The sequence below is a fragment of the Streptomyces sp. NPDC057900 genome, assembly GCF_042887885.1.
Lineage (GTDB): Bacteria > Actinomycetota > Actinomycetes > Streptomycetales > Streptomycetaceae > Streptomyces.
On record NZ_JBHVOI010000002.1, the window covers coordinates 1,455,315 to 1,471,451 of the forward strand.

14 protein-coding genes and 1 riboswitch are annotated in these 16,137 nt (G+C 70.2%); of the genes, 6 read left to right on the forward strand and 8 right to left on the reverse strand.

Features of this window, described 5'->3' with window-relative positions:
• Positions 1 to 105: 105 nt before the first annotated feature.
• The 4 genes from ACFVQ0_RS13845 to ACFVQ0_RS13860 form a co-directional block, all read right to left on the reverse strand.
• A complete protein-coding gene (locus tag ACFVQ0_RS13845; protein ID WP_390087820.1) occupies positions 106 to 1,086 on the reverse strand; it encodes a terpene synthase family protein in 981 nt (326 codons plus the stop codon).
• A gap of 656 nt (positions 1,087 to 1,742) precedes the next feature.
• Entirely contained in the window at positions 1,743 to 2,729 is a 987-nt protein-coding gene (locus tag ACFVQ0_RS13850; RefSeq protein ID WP_390087542.1) for an alpha/beta fold hydrolase, read from the reverse strand.
• A gap of 310 nt (positions 2,730 to 3,039) precedes the next feature.
• Positions 3,040 to 3,546, reverse strand: coding sequence for a hypothetical protein (locus ACFVQ0_RS13855; protein ID WP_390087544.1), 507 nt, complete (start codon positions 3,544 to 3,546; stop codon positions 3,040 to 3,042).
• Positions 3,543 to 4,883 carry a molybdopterin-dependent oxidoreductase gene (locus ACFVQ0_RS13860; RefSeq protein WP_390087545.1) on the reverse strand — a complete coding sequence of 447 codons (1,341 nt, stop codon included), beginning with the start codon at positions 4,881 to 4,883 and terminating at the stop codon, positions 3,543 to 3,545. Before ACFVQ0_RS13860 ends, ACFVQ0_RS13855 begins: the two co-directional genes overlap by 4 nt.
• A gap of 297 nt (positions 4,884 to 5,180) precedes the next feature.
• Between ACFVQ0_RS13860 and ACFVQ0_RS13865 the strand changes: the two genes are divergently transcribed.
• Entirely contained in the window at positions 5,181 to 5,444 is a 264-nt protein-coding gene (locus tag ACFVQ0_RS13865) for a hypothetical protein (RefSeq protein ID WP_390087547.1), read from the forward strand.
• A gap of 83 nt (positions 5,445 to 5,527) precedes the next feature.
• Here ACFVQ0_RS13865 and ACFVQ0_RS13870 read toward each other — a convergent pair whose 3' ends face one another.
• The 4 genes from ACFVQ0_RS13870 to gcvT all read right to left on the reverse strand — a co-directional run bounded on the left by ACFVQ0_RS13870 (position 5,528) and on the right by gcvT (position 9,940).
• Positions 5,528 to 6,910, reverse strand: coding sequence for an L-serine ammonia-lyase (locus ACFVQ0_RS13870; protein WP_390087549.1), 1,383 nt, complete (start codon positions 6,908 to 6,910; stop codon positions 5,528 to 5,530).
• A 168-nt stretch (positions 6,911 to 7,078) separates the two neighbouring features.
• Positions 7,079 to 8,335 (reverse strand): serine hydroxymethyltransferase, encoded by a 1,257-nt coding sequence (glyA, locus tag ACFVQ0_RS13875; protein WP_390087550.1) that lies wholly within the window; start codon positions 8,333 to 8,335, stop codon positions 7,079 to 7,081.
• Positions 8,336 to 8,354: 19 nt separating this feature from the next.
• Positions 8,355 to 8,732: a glycine cleavage system protein GcvH gene (gcvH, locus tag ACFVQ0_RS13880; RefSeq protein WP_390087552.1), complete on the reverse strand. Its 378-nt coding sequence runs from the start codon at positions 8,730 to 8,732 to the stop codon at positions 8,355 to 8,357.
• A 92-nt stretch (positions 8,733 to 8,824) separates the two neighbouring features.
• The gene (gcvT, locus tag ACFVQ0_RS13885; RefSeq protein ID WP_390087554.1) at positions 8,825 to 9,940 is read right to left on the reverse strand and encodes a glycine cleavage system aminomethyltransferase GcvT; all 1,116 of its coding nucleotides are present in this window, start codon (positions 9,938 to 9,940) and stop codon (positions 8,825 to 8,827) included.
• A 141-nt stretch (positions 9,941 to 10,081) separates the two neighbouring features.
• A riboswitch (glycine riboswitch) is annotated at positions 10,082 to 10,174 on the reverse strand.
• 156 nt (positions 10,175 to 10,330) lie between these two features.
• Here gcvT and ACFVQ0_RS13890 point away from each other — a divergent pair.
• The 5 genes from ACFVQ0_RS13890 to ACFVQ0_RS13910 all read left to right on the forward strand — a co-directional run bounded on the left by ACFVQ0_RS13890 (position 10,331) and on the right by ACFVQ0_RS13910 (position 16,059).
• Positions 10,331 to 11,011, forward strand: coding sequence for an AAA family ATPase (locus ACFVQ0_RS13890; RefSeq protein ID WP_390087556.1), 681 nt, complete (start codon positions 10,331 to 10,333; stop codon positions 11,009 to 11,011).
• A gap of 38 nt (positions 11,012 to 11,049) precedes the next feature.
• Positions 11,050 to 11,820 carry an enhanced serine sensitivity protein SseB gene (locus tag ACFVQ0_RS13895; RefSeq protein WP_390087558.1) on the forward strand — a complete coding sequence of 257 codons (771 nt, stop codon included), beginning with the start codon at positions 11,050 to 11,052 and terminating at the stop codon, positions 11,818 to 11,820.
• A gap of 165 nt (positions 11,821 to 11,985) precedes the next feature.
• Positions 11,986 to 12,792 (forward strand): enhanced serine sensitivity protein SseB C-terminal domain-containing protein, encoded by an 807-nt coding sequence (locus ACFVQ0_RS13900; RefSeq protein ID WP_390087560.1) that lies wholly within the window; start codon positions 11,986 to 11,988, stop codon positions 12,790 to 12,792.
• 433 nt (positions 12,793 to 13,225) lie between these two features.
• Positions 13,226 to 14,224 carry an ABC transporter permease gene (locus ACFVQ0_RS13905; RefSeq protein WP_371633613.1) on the forward strand — a complete coding sequence of 333 codons (999 nt, stop codon included), beginning with the start codon at positions 13,226 to 13,228 and terminating at the stop codon, positions 14,222 to 14,224.
• 119 nt (positions 14,225 to 14,343) lie between these two features.
• On the forward strand, positions 14,344 to 16,059 hold the full coding sequence (locus ACFVQ0_RS13910; protein ID WP_390087822.1) for an ABC transporter substrate-binding protein: 1,716 nt from the start codon (positions 14,344 to 14,346) through the stop codon (positions 16,057 to 16,059).
• Positions 16,060 to 16,137: the final 78 nt, after the last annotated feature.

Genomic DNA, 16,137 nt, shown 5'->3' on the forward strand with positions numbered 1-16,137 from the left:
AGGACGACGAATGTCCGAAAATCGCTGCTGTGTTCCCGCGTTCCGGCGCCGGGTGCCGTCGGGGCGGGGCCCGGCAGGGGTGCAGGGCCCCGCCGGGCGCCCCCGTCAGGCGGCGAAGTTCCGGGACAGGGAATCCTGTTCGTCGATCTCCAGGAGGTCGGGGCGGGTGTAGCGCTCCGCCCGCGCGTGGTAGTCGAAGTCCCCCCGTACGAGCCCCCGGTAGTCCTGGACACAGCGCTCCAGGGCGGCGCGTGGCGGGCCCTCGATTCCGGCTGCCTCCATCTCCTCCTCCAGTTCCTTCTCGGCCCGCTGCACACGGTCCGCGATACGGGCCAGCAGGATTCCGGCCTCGTCCGCGGCCTCCTGGAGCGTGCCACCGCGGTCCCGCTGGATCAGCCGGACCGTATTGTGCTCATAACCGAGAAGAGCCTCCTTCTCGAACGAGCAGATGTCGTTGCAGAGACCCGAGTGATCGGTCACCGCGTTGCGCAGTGCGATATAGGCGGGAAGGCTCCGGGCGGATTCCGGGAGATCGATTCCGGCGGCGATCTCGTGCAGGTCGAGGAACGGCTGCATGGCCACCGAATCGCGGCGGTGCTTCACGAAATCGGCGGTGCTCGGCACATGGCCCGCCGCCCGGTCGACCGCCTCCGCGTAGTACGTCCACAGCCACGCGGCGGTGTCCCTGCGGAACTGCCGTACCCAGTGCGCCGGCCGGTCCGCGCAGGTCCGGACTAACAGCTCGCCGAGCGCGTTCTCCATGGGACCGACCGGCGCGCGGACGCCGTCGAGCACGTCCACCAGATGCGTGATCGCCGATTCGCACAGCCCGGGGTCGCGCCCGGCCGGGCCGTCGTCGAACTCGTCGTCGACGAGGAAGGCCCAGAAAAGCCACTGGCAGAACAGGTCGAGGTGTTTCTGCGAGGCCTGCGGGAAAATCAGGGAGATCCAGAGCTCGGGCCGAGTCCGCAGCATTTTCTTGTGAGCCACCGGCGACAGGACGAGATTGCTGGACTCGGCCCATTCCCAGGCGGCCTGCTTGGTTTTATCAGCTCCTGGATTGCATCCCGCACTCTCGAACGGCATGTGAAATTCTGGAAGCGCGATCTTGCTCATTGTGCACCTCGTCGAAACGATACGGACATGGAAGGGGGAAGCGCGGAGAGAACCGCGCACGCACGGCCGGAGCGGCGAGCGGTGGGCGCGGCCCCGCCGATCGGCGCTCCGCCGGGGCCGTGCCATCGGGGACAGCGCCCGCACCGGTCCGGCGAAAGAGCGGTGGGGTCGTGGAGCCGGCTGCGGCGGGCCGCCGCAGGAGCCGGCTCAGTGGAGGGGCGGCTGATCGGTTCGAGGAGGACGCGACGCACTGCGTGAAACGACGCGACCGGGCCGGACGGCCGGATCCCGTCGGGGGTGTGTCGCGGGAGGGGCGGCTGTCATCGCTGTCCTCTTTCCTCCGCCGGGGCATGGGCATCGGAGCCGGGCCCAGTGGGTTCATGGCAGCAGACCGCCTGACGTGCACGGCGATTGCATCACCACTCGTCACGACCAGTGAACTCCCAGTATGCGGGGGAGGGAAGCCGCTTGTGACTGAAAATGTGTGTTCATCATGAACACCTGCTCAGTTATGAGCAGTTGGGGCACTCCCGGGCGGGGCGAAGCGGGGAGGGGTGGGGAGGGGTGGGGAGGGGTGACGCGAGAGGGGCCCGGCCGGGCCGGGCCCCTCCCGTCGTGGAGCCGGTTCAGGCGGGCAGCGAGGCGAGCCAGCCTGTCAGGATCCGGTTGACCTCCTCCGGGCGCTCCTGCTGGATCCAGTGTCCGCAGCCGTCCAGGAGGTGCGAGGAGACCAGTCCGGGCAGGGTCGTGGGGTACGCCGCGATGGCATCGGCCATCCAGGTGGTGGAGGCGTCCAGGGAGCCGCCGACGAAGAGGGACGGCTGGGTGACGGGTGCGCCGTCGAACTCCGCGAGATCCTCCCAGTCCCGGTCCATGTTCCGGTAGCGGTTGAGCGCACCGGTCATTCCGGTCCGCTCGAACTCACCCGCGTAGAAGTCGAGTTCGGCGTCACCGAGCCAGCCCGGCCGCTGCTCCGGGAAGCGTTCGCGCAGCGTCCCGCCGGGCCCGGCGAAATGCGGGTCCGGGGCCTCTGGTGCGGGCATGGTGTCGGCGGAGAGCGCCGCGTAGAAGCCCGCGAGCCAGCCCCTGACGTCCGGCTCGATCTCGCTCTCCGCCCGGCCGGGCTCCTGGAACCGGGAGACGTAGAACTCCTGGTCCCCGCCCATTCCCGCGAAGATCTCGCTGGGGCGCGGACCGCCGCGCGGGGCGTACGGGACGCTCAGCAGCCCCACCGCGCGGAAGACGTCGGGCCTGATCAGCGCGGAGTTCGCCGCGATCGTGGCGCCCCAGTCGTGGCCGATCAGCACCGCGCTCCGCTCCCCGAGCGCGTGCACCACGGCGGCGTTGTCCTCGACGAGCGCGGCCATCCGGTACGCGGCGACGTCCATGGGCCGGGATGACCGCCCGTAACCGCGGACATCGACGGCGACGGCCCGGTATCCGGCGGCGGCCAGCGCGGGTAGCTGGTGGCGCCAGGAGTACCAGGACTCCGGGAACCCGTGCAGCAGCAGCACCAGTGGCCCGGTGCCCTGCTCGACCAGGTGGACGCGCCCGGCGGGCGAGGGGACGGTGCGGTGCGTGAGTTCCGGGGACGGGGCGGGCTGATGCGTCATGGATCCTCCGAGGCTCTCGTTCTGCGTGGTCCGGGGAGCCGGCCGTTCGCAGCCGCGCTCCGGGACCGGTGCCGCCCGACGGCCGCCCGACGGCTCCGGACATGATCATGCGACGGCGGCCGGGCCGCCCGCGAGTCATGTTGCCGCTTCGGCAAACGCGAGTCCGGTAGGCGCGGGGCGCCGTGGAGCCGGGGCGCTCAGGTCCCTGGTCGGGGACCGCGCGATCCGGCTCGACTCACCGGGCTGGGGCGCGCGGTCCGGACGTGGAGCAGGACCCGCAGAGCGGCCCCGGCCGTTGCCGGGTGAACGGTCACGGCGATGCGCCGGTGTCCGGCCCCGGACGGCGGGAACGGCTCATCCGGATCAGCAGGGCCACGGCGGAGAGGGCGAACAGGACGGCCGTGAGGATCAGCCAGCGCCCGAGGAACACATCGGCGGAGAGCGTGGAGTACAGGGTGTAGCGGTGGCTGACCCGTCCCAGGATCAGCGGGAAGTACGTCAGCAGCAGGAGGCCGGAGAGGAAGACCGGAACCCGGACGTAGTTGATCCACCGCCGGCCCGGCCGCTCCGTCCCACCGGCCGCGGCGGGCTCCCGGCGCTCGCCCAGCACGGTCTGGGCGGCGCGGTCGGTCACCGTGTACAGGGGCAGCAGCACCAGGTCGTGCAGGAGCGCGGCCCCGACGAACCAGGCGACGACCTTCCAGGGCTCGGCGCCGCCGAGCAGCCGCACTCCGGCGTAGCCGGTGAGCGCGAACGAGCAGAGGACCAGCAGCAGGTGCAGCGGCGAAGCCCCGTACAGGGCGCGGAACCGGTTCACGTCTGTTCCCCGAACGTCAGCCGGGTGACCCACTTGGTGTTGTGCACACCCGGGTTGGCCGGGACGATGATCCGCGCCGGGTAGCCGTGGTCGGGGGACAGGTCCGCACCGTTGACCCGCAGCGCCAGCAGGGAGCGCGGATCACGGACCTGGTTGTCGCGCAGCGTGGTGGAACGGAACGACCCCGCACGCTGAACGGACTGGACGAACACGCCGGGTGCCGCCCCCGTGAACCCGACGAGTGCCGCCAGATCCGCGAGCCGTACCCCGCTCCACTCCTGGTCCTCCGTGGACCATCCCTCCACGCACGCGATGGGCAGCGCCGCCGTGTGCTGCGGCAGGGCCAGCACCTGGGCACGGGTGAGGACCCGCTCCCGGCCGGGCCCCCGCACGACGAGCCGCCAGCCGGGGCCCACGTCCCGCGGACGGATCCCCACGCTCGCCGCGGTCTTGTTGATCTGGAATCCGTTGGGGCCGGGCCCGGGGTTCTGACCGCGCGGCGCGAGCAGCGCGGTGGACCGCAGGACGCCCCCGATGCTCTGCCCCGCCGTCACCACGAGCAGCACCAGCGAGCCCGCCCCCACCATGCCCAGCGCCCCCCGGCGCGACATGGTGGGGGCGGCGGGGCGCGGGGTCACCAGCTCCGCGGCGTCCGCCGGGCCCCGCAGCTCCGCACGGAGGCCGCCGCCGCGCAGCATCCGCACCGTGAGGGGGATCCGGAAGGCGACATGGACGACGAAGGCGCCGATGAAGATCCAGGCGCCGTAGAAGTGCAGCGGGTAGAACGAGCCGGGGAAGATGTAGTCCAGCTGGATGTTGAGCACCCCGGTGGCGAACTCGAACAGCACACCGCCCACGAGCAGCAGCACCGAGAGCCGCTCCAGCGCGTGGCCGGCCGACCTGACCGGGGGCCACGTGAACAGCTTGGGGACCACCGACCACAGCTTGGCGAGCAGCACCGGGATCAGCACGATGCCGAGCGTGACGTGGACGCCCTGGGTGAGCCGGTAGAGCCAGTACGGGTGGGTGGGCCAGGAGAACAGGTAGAAGCCCAGCCAGCCCCGGTCCGGAGTCCTGTCGTTGGCGCCGAGGTCGGGGTTGTACGCGGCGTACGAGAGCAGCCCCGTCACGAACATCAGCGTGATGCCCACCAGCAGTACCGCGCCGAGCACGGACGTCAGCCAGGGCCCGCGCAACGGGCTGCGCCAGAAGCCCCGCCGGGTCGGACCGGCCGGCGGCCCGTCCCGCAGCAGATCCGGCAGCGAGGGCCGGCGCCGTGCCGGCCGCCGGAGCGTCGAACCGGTCCGGCCGGGGGCCGTCGACTGTCTGTCTTCCATGACGCCCCTCGTGAATCGGACACGACGTGAGACAAACGCCAGAAAGGGGACCATAGCGTCCGCGTCGTCGGAGACACCGCATTACTCCGAGCGCGCTCGTGTACCAGGCGTATGCCAGGCGTATACCAGGCGTGCGCCGGGCGTATGAGGGGGCGCGCGTTGGCAGTTGGGGCAACAGGGGAATCCGTTCGGTGCAACTCCCGACGAGAACTTGGCGTGCCTGCTGCGGACATCGCCCCGCCCGGTTCATGGTGAATCGCCCGCACTAACCGTGATGTACCGCAAAAGGAGTGACCCATGGTTCGCCGTATCGCAATCACGCTGGCCACCGTTGCCGCTGCAGGATTCATGGCCGCCGCCCCGGCCGCCGCCAACGGCGGCGGGAGCGGCGAGGAGGCCGGCAAGATCGGGGCCAACTACTACGAGTTCGACGCTTCGCGTGAGAACACGGAGTTCTTCAACGTCGGTGGTCCGTACGGCATCACGTACGGCAAGCAGAACAAGGCGGAGCTGGAGGGCGAGGGCGGCAGCTTCTACGCCGAGTACCTCAGCCGCGGCTGACCTTCCGCACGGCGCGGGGCCCGTCCCACCATGGGACGGGCCCTCGCTCGTTCTCCCGTCGGCGCGCCGATGGGCCTATGCGCTCAGCACTCGATGATGTTCACCGCGAGCCCGCCGCGCGCCGTCTCCTTGTACTTGACGGACATGTCCGCGCCCGTCTCCTTCATGGTCTTGATGACCTTGTCGAGGGAGACCTTGTGACTGCCGTCGCCGCGCAGGGCCATCTTCGCCGCCGTGACGGCCTTGACCGCCGCCATGCCGTTGCGCTCGATGCACGGGATCTGGACGAGGCCGCCGACCGGGTCGCAGGTCAGGCCCAGGTTGTGCTCCATGCCGATCTCGGCGGCGTTCTCCACCTGCTCGGGGGTGCCGCCCAGGACCTCGGCGAGGGCGCCCGCGGCCATGGAGCAGGCGGAGCCCACCTCGCCCTGGCAGCCGACCTCCGCGCCGGAGATGGAGGCGTTCTCCTTGAAGAGCATGCCGATCGCGCCGGCGGCCAGCAGGAAGCGGACGACGCTGTCGTCCTTCTCCGCCTCGGTGGCGCCGCCCGCCGCGAAGTTCATGTAGTAGTGCAGCACCGCCGGGATGATGCCCGCGGCGCCGTTCGTCGGAGCGGTGACGACACGGCCGCCCGCGGCGTTCTCCTCGTTGACCGCCATCGCGTAGAGGGTGATCCACTCCATCGCGTGGGTCTGCGGATCGCCCTCCGCGCGCAGCTGGCGGGCGGTGTTCGCGGCGCGGCGGCGGACCTTCAGACCGCCGGGCAGGATGCCCTCGCGGGACATGCCGCGCGAGACGCACGCCTGCATGGAGCGCCAGATGTCGAGCAGACCGGAGCGGATCTCGTCCTCCGTGCGCCAGGCCCGCTCGTTCTCCAGCATCAGGGACGAGATCGACAGGCCGGTGTCCTGGGCGAGGCGAAGCAGCTCGTCACCGGTGCGGAAGGGGTGCTTCAGCACGGTGTCGTCGAGGACGATCCGGTCCTCGCCCACCGCGTCCTCGTCGACGACGAAGCCGCCGCCGACCGAGTAGTACGTCTTCTCCAGCAGCGGGGCGCCGTCGCGGTCGTACGCGAAGACGGTCATGCCGTTGGCGTGGTACGGCAGCCTCTTGCGGCGGTGCAGGACCAGCTGCTTGTCGGCGTCGAAGTCGATCTCGTGCATGCCGAGGAGGTTGAGCCGGCCGGTGGAGCGGATCTCGGCGACCCGGTCGTCGGCCGTCTCGACGTCGACGGTGCGGGGGGATTCGCCCTCCAGGCCGAGCAGCACCGCCTTGGGCGTGCCGTGACCGTGGCCGGTGGCGCCGAGCGAGCCGAACAGCTCGGCGCGTATCGAGGCCGTGTGGGCCATCAGGCCCTCGTTCTTCAGCCGGCGCGCGAACATCCGGGCGGCGCGCATCGGGCCGACCGTATGGGAGCTGGACGGGCCGATGCCGATCGAGAACAGGTCGAAGACCGAGATGGCCACGGGTAACTCCTCAAAAGCGCTGGTAGACGCCGTTGTCTGCCGGGTGGTGCGGTACGGGCCGGGTCGGCCCGAAGAGCGGGGCAAGAGCGGGGGGCAAGGGTTGGGGCACCCCGCTCACCTCTCAGTGTGCGTGGTGCCCCGCCCCAATGTGCAAATGCGCAGGTCTGACTACAGACCGGGGTACAGCGGGAACTTCTCGGCGAGCGCGACCACGCGGGCCTTCAGGTCGTCGGCGTCGTAGGACGGCTTCAGGGCGGACGCGATGATCTCCGCGACCTCGGTGAAGTCCGCCGCCTGGAAGCCGCGGGTGGCGAGCGCCGGGGTGCCGATCCGCAGACCGGAGGTGACCATGGGCGGCCGCGGGTCGTTCGGGATGGCGTTCCGGTTGACCGTGATGCCCAGCTCGTGGAGCCGGTCCTCGGCCTGCTGGCCGTCCAGCTCGGAGTTGCGCAGGTCCACCAGGACCAGGTGCACGTCGGTGCCGCCGGACAGCACGGAGACGCCCACCTCGGTGACGTCCGGCTGCACCAGACGCTCGGCGAGGATGCGGGCGCCGTCCAGGGTGCGCTGCTGGCGCTCCTTGAACTCCTCGCCCGCCGCGACCTTGAACGAGACCGCCTTGGCCGCGATCACGTGCTCCAGCGGGCCGCCCTGCTGGCCGGGGAAGACCGCCGAGTTGATCTTCTTGGCGAGCTCCTGGGTGGAGAGGATCACACCGCCGCGCGGGCCGCCGAGGGTCTTGTGCGTGGTGGTCGTGACGACGTGGGCGTGCGGCACCGGGTTGGGGTGCAGGCCCGCGGCGACCAGACCGGCGAAGTGCGCCATGTCGACCATCAGGAACGCGCCGACCTCGTCCGCGATGCGGCGGAAGGCGGCGAAGTCCAGCTGGCGGGGGTAGGCGGACCAGCCGGCGACGATCAGCTTCGGCTTGGACTCCTTGGCGAGGCGCTCGACCTCGGCCATGTCCACGAGACCGGTCTCGTCCACGTGGTACGGGACCACGTTGTAGAGCTTGCCGGAGAAGTTGATCTTCATGCCGTGGGTCAGGTGACCGCCGTGCGCCAGGTTCAGGCCCATGATCGTGTCGCCCGGCTTCAGCAGCGCGAACATCGCGGCGGCGTTGGCCTGCGCGCCGGAGTGCGGCTGCACGTTCGCGGCCTCGGCCCCGAAGAGCGCCTTGATGCGGTCGATGGCGATCTGCTCGATCACATCGACGTGCTCACAGCCCCCGTAGTAACGGCGGCCGGGGTAGCCCTCGGCGTACTTGTTGGTCAGGACGGAGCCCTGGGCCTCCATGACCGCGACCGGAGCGAAGTTCTCCGAGGCGATCATTTCGAGGGTGGACTGCTGACGGTGGAGCTCGGCGTCGACAGCGGCGGCGACGTCCGGGTCCAGCTCGTGGAGGGAGGAGTTGAGAAGCGACATCAGGTGGTCCCTTGGGGTCTCAGTTGCCGGAGAACGCGGTGTACTCGTCGGCGGAGAGCAGATCGGCCGGCTCCTCCGTGACGCGCACCTTGAACAGCCAGCCGCCTTCGAACGGCGCGGAGTTCACCAGCGAGGGGTCGTCCACGACGTCCTGGTTCGCGGCGGTTACCTCGCCGGTCACCGGCGAGTACAGGTCGCTGACCGACTTGGTCGACTCCAGCTCGCCGCAGGTCTCGCCCGCGGTCACCGTGTCACCGACCTCGGGGAGCTGGGCGAAGACGACGTCACCGAGCGCGTTGGCCGCGTGCTCCGTGATGCCGACCGTGGCCGAGCCGTCCTCGACGGCCGACAGCCACTCGTGCTCCTTGCTGTACCGCAGCTGCTGGGGGTTGCTCATGACCTGAATTCTCCTGTACGCGGGGGAGTGCTGATGAACGATGGTCTTACGGTGTGAGACACGACCGCGTCACTTCTCGACGCGGGCGGCCGTTACTTCCGGCGCTTGTAGAACGGCAGCGCCACGACCTCGTACGGCTCGTGGCTGCCCCGGATGTCCACCGCGACGCCCTCGGTGCCGGGCGTGGCGTGCGCGGCGTCGACGTACGCCATGGCGATCGGCTTGCCGAGGGTGGGCGAGGGGGCACCGGAGGTCACCTCGCCGATGACCTGGCCGCCGGCGACGACCGGGAACCCGGCGCGCGGCACCCGGCGGCCCTCTGCGACCAGGCCGACGAGCTTGCGGGGCGGGGCGGTCTCGGCGCGCTCCGCGGCGGACTCCAGGGCCTTGCGGCCGACGAAGTCGCCCTCCTTCTCGAACTTCACGACCCGGCCGAGACCGGCGTCGAACGGGGTGAGGGAGGTGGTCAGCTCGTGCCCGTACAGCGGCATGCCCGCCTCCAGGCGCAGCGTGTCGCGGCAGGACAGCCCGCACGGGATCAGGCCACGCGAGGCGCCGGCCTCGGTGAGGGCCTTCCACAGCTGCTCGGCGTGGGCGGGCGCGACGAACAGCTCGAAGCCGTCCTCGCCGGTGTAGCCGGTACGGGCGATCAGCGCGGGCACCCCGGCGACCGTGCCGGGCAGTCCGGCGTAGTACTTCAGCCCGTCCAGGTCCGCGTCGGTGACGGCGGCCAGGATGGCGGGGGACTCCGGGCCCTGGACGGCCAGCAGCGCGTACGCGTCGCGGTCGTCGCGCACCTCGGCGTCGAAGCCCCCGGCGCGGGCGGTCAGCGCGTCCAGCACGATCTGCGCGTTGCCCGCGTTGGCGACCACCATGTACTCGGTCTCGCCCAGCCGGTACACGATCAGGTCGTCCAGGATGCCGCCGTCCTCGGCGCAGATCATCGTGTAGCGGGCCCGGCCCACGGAGACGGTGCCGATGTTGCCGACCAGCGCGAAGTTCAGCAGGTCCACGGCCTGGGGGCCGGTGACGGTGATCTCGCCCATGTGGGAGAGGTCGAAGAGGCCGGCCTTCGTGCGCACGGCGATGTGCTCGTCGCGCTCACTGGCGTACCGCAGCGGCATGTCCCAGCCCGCGAAGTCGGTCATGGTGGCGCCCAGCGAACGGTGCAGGGCATCGAGGGCGGTAAGGCGGGGGGCGGTGCTCATGGATGTGGCTCCCAGGGCATGACGACGAGGACGATCCCTCCCCATCTGTCATCGGAACCTGAGAGGTTCGCCGAGAGGCCCCGGAGGGGTTCGGCTTGCACCTTGGGTGGAGCCGCGGGGCGACTCGCTTTTCAGATCTGCCTCATCCACGCGGTACGGGGCCTGAGAGATTCAAGGGAGGATCTTGCTCCTTCGGCGCCCGGCCGGTGGCCGGAACTCTCCCGCGCGGATTCAAGCGGCCTTTATGCAGTTGGCCGGGTCATCATCGCACGCATCTCCGGTCGGTGGGGCGCCGGTACCCCACCGGATCCGGCGGGTCGCGCGCTTGTGCCGCATTACCTTTTCTTTACACTTCTTGGCAGGTGTGGGTCGGCCGACAGGGGGATGGCGATGACGTTGCAGCGGTACGCGGCGACCGCGGGGGCCGAGCACGGCGCACTGCCCGCACAGCCGGGCGCGCCGGCCCGGGAGGCACGGGGCCCGCGCGGACCCGTCGTCCGGGACCTGCGCGACCGGGCCGGGCGCAGCCCGCGCGGCCTGCACTTCGTGGCCGGCGATGTGGTGGTGGTCTCCGGGCTGCCGGGCAGCGGCAAATCGACCCTGATCGCACGGGCCGTCTCCGCCCGCGTCATCGACTCCCAGGACACCAGGGACCGCTGGGCCGCCCTGCTGCCGCGCTTAGTCCCGTACGCCCTCTACCGCCCGCTCGTCCGCGTCGCCCACTACTGGGGGCTGTGGCGGGTGCTGCGCTCCGGCGTCTCCGTCGTCGTCCACGACTGCGGCACCCAGTCCTGGGTGCGCGGCTGGCTGGCCCGCGACGCCCGGCGGCGCGGCCGCGTCCTGCACCTCGTCCTGCTCGACGTCAGCCCGCGGACGGCGCGGGCCGGGCAGATCGAGCGGGGGCGCGGCGTCTCCGGATACGCGTTCGCCCGGCACCGCAGGGCACTGCGGAGGCTGCTGCGGGACACCGAGTCGGGACTGCTGCCGCTCGGCTGCGTCTCCGCGGTCCTGCTGGACCGCGAGGCGGCGGCGCTGCTGACCCGGATCACCTTCGCGGACGCGCGGGGCTAACCTCTTGCTGCACGACACGGGGGCGAGAGAGGTAAGCAGTGAACACTCCGGCGCAGGACCCCATCCACCCGCAGGGCGGATGGCCGGCCAATGAGCTAGAAGAAGTACTGGGCGCCTCGCTCGGCAGCCCGGAAGCGGGCGGCCGGCTCGTGGAGGTGCTCGGCCGCAGCCATCTCTGGGTGCCCCTGCCCAACGGCGGCGGGCCGGACTCCACCGACCTGGACCTGCCCACGCTGGAGCTCGACGGCGGGGTGTACGTCCCCGTGTTCAGCTCCGAGCAGCAGTTCCTCAGCTGTGTCGGCACCCATATGTCCTTCACCGTGGCGCCCGCCGTCGAGTTCGCCCGCGGACTGCCCCCGCAGCTCGGCCTGGCGGTGAACCCGGGCGGCGCCGTCGGCATGCCGCTGCCGCCGCCCGCCGTGGCCGAACTCTGCCGGGCCGGACGCAGCGTGCTCGACGGGCCGGCCAGCGGCGGCCGGGTCCGGCTCTACGAGCCGGACTGGAAGGAGGACCCCGTCGACTTCCTCGCCGCCGCCGCCGACGAGTTCGCCCGGAGCGGTGTCGTGCTCAGCGCCCGCAGGACCCTGGCCAGCATCGAGGGGGGCGACCCCGTCCTCTTCGTCGGCGTCGAGTTCTCGACCTGGGACGGCGCGGGGCGCAACGCCCCCATGGACGCGCTGGGCCGGGCGCTCGGCCGCGTCGAGCCGCCGTGGCCGGTCAACCTGGTCCTGCTCGACGTGGCGCAGGACCCGGTCGCCGACTGGATGCGTGCGCGGATCCGGCCGTTCTTCCAGCGCCCCGCCGAGTAGCGCGGCCCGGCCGCCCCCGGGTGACGGCGGCGGGCCATGGCGTCAAGTCGGTGTCATGACCGGCGCCTAAGCTGGTTTGATGGCTGGTGCCTCGGCACCGCGCCGCACCCGTGTGCCCCGGGAGCGGCAGGCCGACACAGTGGATCGAAGAGGGGCGGGACCAGGGTGAGTGCGTCAGGCACTGCGGCGGGCGGGCAGATCGAGCACATGCTGCGCCAAGTGACGCCCGGTCGCTACGACGCGTACGAGGCTCTGCTCCAGGCCCTGGCGGCCGACCGGATCTGGATGCTGCTCTGGCACGGCAGGGCCGGTTCGCCCGACGCACAGTACGGCAACATGGAGGTCGAGGGCCTCGGTTACGCCCCCTGTGTCACCTCCGCCCAGGAGCTCGCCGCCAGCGGCTGGAACCGGGCCCACGAGGTGGTGGGCGGCCGCGACATCGCCCGTGCGCTGTTCCCGGAGCGCTGGGGCATCTGGCTGAACCCGCACGCCCCGGGCGGCGGCGTGGGCATCCCGTGGCTCGACCTCCGCCGGATCGCCACCGGCCTCGACCGGATGCCCGCCGGTCCGCTGCGGATCAGCGACCCCGCCCTTGAGACCCCGCAGTTCTACGCCCAGCTGACGCAGAACGCCCACCACACCCCGGCGGTCCGCTCGCTGCGCCGCGCCTGGGTGCAGCCCGCGCTCGGCGTGCCGTACCTCGCCATCGGCCTCGACCTGTACGACACGAGCCAGCCGTCCGTCGACGCGGTGCGCGCGATGATGCGGCAGTCGATCGGCGCGGTCCCGGAGGGACTGCCGGTCTCCACCGTCGCGATGTCCGACGAGTACGACCCCGTCGCGATGTGGCTGCGGGGCAACTCCCGTCCGTTCTACGACCGCGAGTCGCACGCCCCGGCCGGCCGCAGTGGCGTCGTCGCTCCCGGTTACGGCTACCCGCAGGCACCCGGGCCGGCTCCGCACACCTACTAGCGCGCCCATCGGAGCGGACAAAGGTCCCTCCGACGGACAAGGTGCCCCTCCGGGTCACCCAAATAGCCACTCAATAACGCCTGTTGGGCGTCATGTCCGTTCTGGTGGATTAGCGGGCGAGTGGTCCGCTCACTCGATCCACCTGTCCGGATAACGGAAGCTCACTGACCGCATCACGTTTGAGCAAACATTCCCCGTCAGGTCTGGCGGGTGATCGCAACTGCGTTGAAGACTCCCGGCTAGTGGGGATCGTCGGCCCTTTGTACGAGGTTGCCCCGGCGGACATTCCGCAGACGCATTTCCGCACAGAGTTCCGCACCGTTTTCGCACCGAGACGCCAGAAGCCGCGTGAACACGCGCGGCCGACAAGCGCCAGGCCGTTACCGCGGCGAGCAAGGGCCGGCCACCGCCGGCGGGAGGGGTCAAAGGCACTGTGACCGCACCGATCGAGACCACCGGATCGGCTGCCGAGGCTCAGCCGGAGGCAGTACTCACGGGAGTCAAGCAGAGCCAGATCGAGGGCCGTTCGCTCGGACAGATCGCCTGGTCGCGCTTCAAGCGCGACAAGGTGGCCGTCGCGGGCGGCATCGTTGTCATCCTGCTGGTCCTGCTCGCTGTCCTCTCCAAGCCGATCCAGGCCGTCTTCGGTCTGGACCCCAACGAGTTCCACCAGGACCTCATCGACCCCGCGCTGCTGGCGCCCAAGGGCGACTGGGGCGGCATCAGCTGGAGCCATCCGCTCGGCGTCGAACCGCAGTACGGGCGCGACATCCTGTCCCGGATCATCGAGGGCTCCTGGGTCTCCCTCGTCGTCGCCGTCGGCGCCACCCTGCTCTCCGTGGTGATCGGCGTCTTCTTCGGCGTGGTCTCCGGGTTCTACGGCGGCTGGGTCGACACGGTCATCAGCCGCATGATGGACACCTTCCTGGCCTTCCCGCTGCTGCTGTTCGCGATCTCCATCTCGGCGGCGCTGCAGGACGGCGCGTTCGGTCTTGAGGGGCTGCCGCTGCGGCTCGCGGTACTGATCTTCGTGATCGGCTTCTTCAGCTGGCCGTACATGGGCCGTATCGTCCGGGCCCAGACGATGAGCCTGCGCAACCGCGAATTCGTCGAGGCGGCCCGCTCGTTGGGGGCCCGCGGCCCCTTCATCCTCTTCCGGGAGCTGCTGCCGAACCTGGTGGCTCCCATCCTGGTCTACTCCACGCTGCTGATCCCCTCGAACATCCTCTTCGAGGCGGGTCTCAGCTACCTCGGGGTCGGTATCGCCCCGCCGCAGGCCTCCTGGGGCGGGATGCTCACCAACGCGATCGACTTCTACCGGAACGACCCGATGTACATGATCGTGCCGGGCGTGGCCATCTTCGTCACGGTCCTGGCGTTCAACCTGCTGGGAGACGGGCTGCGTGATGCCCTCGACCCCCGTAGCAAGTAGGGCCCAACGGCGCTCGTCACAACGACGTGCGACATGCCATGGCAACCATCGATTGAGGGGAATTTCCTCAGGTGAAGACCAGTAAAACGACAGCGGTGGTTGCCACGGCTGTGGTCCTGATGCTGGGCGCGTCCGCGTGCAGCGGCTCCGACGACGACAACAACGGCGGCGGGAGCAGCAAGGGCTCCGGCGCCACCGACGCCGCGCTGACGTCGGTCGTCAACAAGTCGGACAAGAAGGGCGGGACCGTCAAGATCGAGCTCTCCGACGAGCCCGACTCCCTTGACCCCGGCAACACCTACTACGGCTGGGTGCAGAACCTCTCCCGCCTGTACGGCCGCACCCTGACGTCGTTCAAGCCGGCCGCCGGCAAGGACGGCCTGGAGGTCGTCCCGGACCTCGCGGAGGGCCTCGGCAAGGCGAGCGCCGACGCCAAGACCTGGACGTACACGCTGAAGAAGGGTCTCAAGTTCGAGGACGGGACCCCGATCACCTCGAAGGACGTCAAGTACGCCGTCGAGCGCTCCAACTTCGCGCCGGAGGCCCTGTCCAACGGCCCGACGTACTTCAAGGCCCACCTGCTCGGTGGTGACAAGTACAAGGGTCCGTACAAGGACAAGAGCGCGGGCGGCATCTCCTCCATCGAGACGCCGGACGACAGCACGATCGTCTTCAAGCTGAAGGACGCCTTCGCGGACTTCGACTACCTGGCGACCTTCTCGCAGACGGCCCCCGTGCCGGCCTCGAAGGACAAGGGTGCCGACTATGTGAAGCACATCGTGTCCTCCGGCCCGTACAAGTTCGAGTCGTACGACGAGGGCCGCGGCGCGACCCTCGTGCGCAACTCCAACTGGGACCCGAAGACCGACCCGAACCGCCCGGCCCTGCCGGACAAGGTGACGATCCGCTTCAAGGTGAAGCAGGAGACGGTCGACAACAACCTGATCTCCGACAACATCACCATCGACGGCGGCGGCACCGGTGTCGCCCCGGCCACCCAGCCGGACGTGCTCACCAAGCCCGACCTGAAGAAGCAGACGGACAACTCGTACGCGGGCGCCACCTCGTACATCGGTCTGAACGTCAACGTGGCCCCGTTCGACAACATCCACTGCCGCAAGGCCGTCCAGTGGGGCCTCGACAAGGCGTCGGTCCAGGCCGCCCAGGGTGGCGACCCCAAGGGTGACGTCGCGACGACCCTGCTGCCGCCGACCGTCAACGGCTACAGCAAGTTCGACCTGTACGAGTCCGCCGGCCACAAGGGCGACGAGGCCAAGGCCAAGGACGAGCTGAAGCAGTGCGGCAAGCCGAAGGGCTTCGACACCAAGATCTCGGCCCGCTCCGACCGCCCCGCCGAGATGGCCATGGTCACCGCGGTGCAGGCCTCGCTCAAGAAGATCGGCATCAACGCCGAGATCAAGAGCTTCCCGGCCGGTAAGTACTTCACCAACTTCGCGGGCAACCCGAGCTACGTGCACGCGAACAAGCTCGGCATGATCATGAGCGCCTGGGGTGCCGACTGGCCGACCGGCTTCGGCTTCCTGGACCAGATCATCAACGGTTCGGCCATCAAGCCGTCCGGTGGCAACAACGTCCAGGAACTGAACGACCCGAAGATCAACAAGCTGCTCAACGAGGGCATCGCCAACACCGACACCGCCGCCCGTGAGAAGGCGTGGGGCGACGTCGACAAGGCCGTGGCCGAAGGCGCGACCGCCGTGCCGCTGATCTACCGCAAGAACCTGCTGCTCCGGCCGAAGTCCGCGACCAACGTCACGGTCACCCAGGCCTACCTCGGCATGTACGACTACGTGCTGATGGGTTCCGCCAAGTAGGTACGGCCCCGCTCTCCGGGCCCCCAGAATTGTCCTGAAAGGCAGGTGAAGGCACGGTGTCCGACCGCACGGGTCACC